General features: G+C 76.1%; 3 protein-coding genes and 1 pseudogene. 1 reads left to right on the top strand and 3 read right to left on the bottom strand.

Annotated features, from left to right (window positions below; genetic code table 11):
- The 3 genes from JZ5iCDA_RS16725 to rimP all read right to left on the bottom strand — a co-directional run.
- A partial coding sequence (locus JZ5iCDA_RS16725; RefSeq protein WP_139123195.1) for a YlxR family protein occupies positions 1-303 on the bottom strand: 303 nt, incomplete at its 3' end.
- 79 nt (positions 304-382) lie between these two features.
- The gene (gene nusA / locus JZ5iCDA_RS16720; RefSeq protein WP_069388149.1) at positions 383-1,462 is read right to left on the bottom strand and encodes a transcription termination factor NusA; all 1,080 of its coding nucleotides are present in this window, start codon (positions 1,460-1,462) and stop codon (positions 383-385) included.
- Between the two features lie 3 nt (positions 1,463-1,465).
- Positions 1,466-2,089 carry a ribosome maturation factor RimP gene (gene rimP / locus JZ5iCDA_RS16715; protein ID WP_083260116.1) on the bottom strand — a complete coding sequence of 208 codons (624 nt, stop codon included), beginning with the start codon at positions 2,087-2,089 and terminating at the stop codon, positions 1,466-1,468.
- A gap of 121 nt (positions 2,090-2,210) precedes the next feature.
- Here rimP and JZ5iCDA_RS16710 point away from each other — a divergent pair.
- A pseudogene (locus tag JZ5iCDA_RS16710) lies at positions 2,211-2,662 on the top strand (hypothetical protein); the annotation flags it as partial.

Below are 2,662 nucleotides of genomic sequence, written 5' to 3'. Positions count from 1 at the left end.
GACCGCCGACGGCGGCGCGCTCGTCGTCGGCGCGATGACGTCGGCCGAGACCATGTCGGCGGAGGAGGGCGCGGTCGTCCCGCCGTCGACCGAGACCGAGAAGGCGCTGTTCGGCTCGACCCAGGCGCCGCGCCCTGGGAGCGACCGCCCGGCGTCGACCACGAGCCGGGGCTCGTCGGTGCTCGTGCCGGACCGGTCGACGACCAGACGGAGGAGGACGGATCTCAGGTCGCGTTCCCGGCAGCCGACGCACGTCCGGACGGGTCCTGTCCCCGGGAGGTCCGGGAGGGTGTCCGTGGGCATGGTCGTCGTGCGGGCTCGCGGCCCGGTCGGGGACAGTCTAGCGCGCTGCCCCGTCGAACGTGACCGTACCACCCGTGCCCTACCGGTCGGCAGGCCCGCGACCTGCGGGAGCGGCGCCCCCGACGGCCTCGTGCCCACCGGACGGCGTGGCGTCCGGGCCGCCCTCGTCGGAGCGGATGTCGATGCGCCAGCCGGTGAGCTTGGCGGCGAGGCGGGCGTTCTGCCCCTCCTTGCCGATCGCGAGCGAGAGCTGGAAGTCCGGGACCACCACGCGGGCGGCGCGGGCTTCGGCGTCGACTACGGTGACCGACGACACGCGCGCCGGCGAGAGCGCGTTCGCGACGAACCGCGCCGGGTCGTCGCTGTGGTCGACGATGTCGATCTTCTCCCCGTGGAGCTCGGCCATGACGGCCCGCACGCGCGAGCCCATCGGGCCGATGCACGCGCCCTTGGCGCCGAGGCCGGGGACGGTCGAGCGGACCGCCACCTTGGTGCGGTGCCCCGCCTCCCGGGCGATCGCCGTGATCTCGACGGACCCGTCGGCGACCTCCGGGACCTCGAGCTCGAAGAGCTTGCGCACGAGGTTCGGGTGCGTCCGGCTCAACGTGATCTGGGCGCCCTTCATTCCCCGGGCGACCTCGAGCACGTAGGCGCGCAGGCGCTCGCCGTGCACGTACTCCTCGGTCGGGACCTGCTCGTGCGGCGGGAGCACCGCCTCCGTGCCGCCGACGTCGACGAGCACGACGCGCGGGTCGCGGCCCTGCTGGATGACGCCCGCGAGGACCTCGCCCTCCTTGCCGCGGAACGTGCCGAGGATCTGGTCGTCCTCGGCGTCGCGCAGGCGCTGGACGATCACCTGGCGCGCGGTCGACGTCGCGATGCGGCCGAAGTCGGCCGGGGTGTGGTCGAACTCGGGCCCGTACTCGACGGGGCCGCGCGGGGCGTCCTCGTCGTCCGTCTCCGGCGCGGGCAGCTCCTCGCGCGCCCACACGGTCACGTGGCCGGTCCGGCGGTCCAGCTCGACCCGCGCCCGGGAGTAGGCGTCGGGGGTGCGGTGGTAGGCCGACAGCAGCGCCTGCTCGATCGCGGCGACGAGCACGTCGAGGCTGATGTCCCTCTCGCGCTCGAGCAGCCGCAGCGTGCTCATGTCGATGTCCATCGGTCAGGCCTCCTCGTCGTCGGGACCGCGGCCGGCGGTCCGGTGGTCGGCGTCGGTCTCGGCCGCCGCGGCGTCGTCGAGCTCGGGCAGGTCCGCGTCGAGGGCGCGCTTGAGCTCGACCTGCACGTGGCCGCGCACGACCTGCTCGAGCGGCACGGCGCGCTCCTCGGTGCGCCCGCGCGCGCCGGCGACCTCCAGGTGGAGGGCGTCGTCCACGTCCCGCAGGCGCCCCTCGACGGCGGTGCCGTCGGCGAGGACGAGCCGCACGAGCCGGCCCCGGGCGCGGCGGAAGTGCCGCCGCTCCGTGAGCGCGCGGTCGGTGCCGGGCGTGGAGACCTCGAGGGTGTACGCGCCCGGGAGGACGTCGACCTCGTCGAGCGCGGCGGAGATCGGGCGCGACACCTCGGCCACCGTGTCGAGGTCGAGGCTGCCCTCGGCGTCCTCGGGAAGGTCCAGCACGACGCGGACGACCGACCGGGCGCCCGCGCGCGAGACGGTGACGTCCTCGAGGAACAGCCCGGCCTCCTGCACCACCGGCTCGATCCCGCGTCGGACGCCCTCGCGGAGCGCCTCGGCGGCGCCCCCTCCGGACCCCTTGCCGGGCTGCCCGCCCGCCTGCCCTGCCATCACTCGACTCCCGTCCGCTCCCACGCCGGGCACGGATACGACCGGTGTGTTGTTGTGCTGACTGCTGACCAGGGACCAGCGTAACGACTCGCGTGCCCCGGGCATGACATCATCGCCCCCGATGAGACCCCACGCGACCGCGGCGGACGCCGCACGACCGGCCGGCGGACGTCCGGCAGCGGCACGCCCCACGGCCCGCGGACCGCGTCGTCACCGCCCCGGCACGGCCCTCGCGGCCCTGCTCGTCGCGGTCACGACGGTCGTCGCCGGGTGCGGCCTCCGGCTGGAGACCCCGGCGCCCACGGAGCCGAGCCCCGACGCCCGCGAGGTCGTGCGCCGCGCCGCCGTCGAGGACGCGCTGGCGGTGGCGGAGCTGGCGGACGACGCCGCGCCCGCCGTGGCCGACCCGGCCGTGCAGGCCCTGCTGGGCGAGACCGCCGGCTTCGCGCGCCGGCACGCCGACGCGCTCGGCGGCGTCTACGACTCCGGGCTGCCGAGTCCTGGCGAGACGCCGGGCACGACCTCCGAGCCGCCCGTGGAGGTCACGACCACGCCGCCCTCCGGCGACGAGCC

Origin of the sequence: Cellulosimicrobium cellulans (genome assembly GCF_001722485.1) — a bacterium.
Taxonomy (GTDB): Bacteria; Actinomycetota; Actinomycetes; order Actinomycetales; family Cellulomonadaceae; genus Cellulosimicrobium; species Cellulosimicrobium cellulans_A.
The sequence above is the reverse complement of the archived record's forward strand: the minus strand, read 5'-3'. Positions and strand labels throughout refer to the sequence as shown.

What these genes read in the sequence shown, in the direction of transcription:
- rimP (WP_083260116.1), bottom strand. Translation starts at nt 2,089, where the DNA reads ATGGCAGGGCAGGCGGGCGGGCAGCCCGGCAAGGGGTCCGGAGGGGGC.
- nusA (WP_069388149.1), bottom strand. Translation starts at nt 1,462, where the DNA reads ATGGACATCGACATGAGCACGCTGCGGCTGCTCGAGCGCGAGAGGGAC.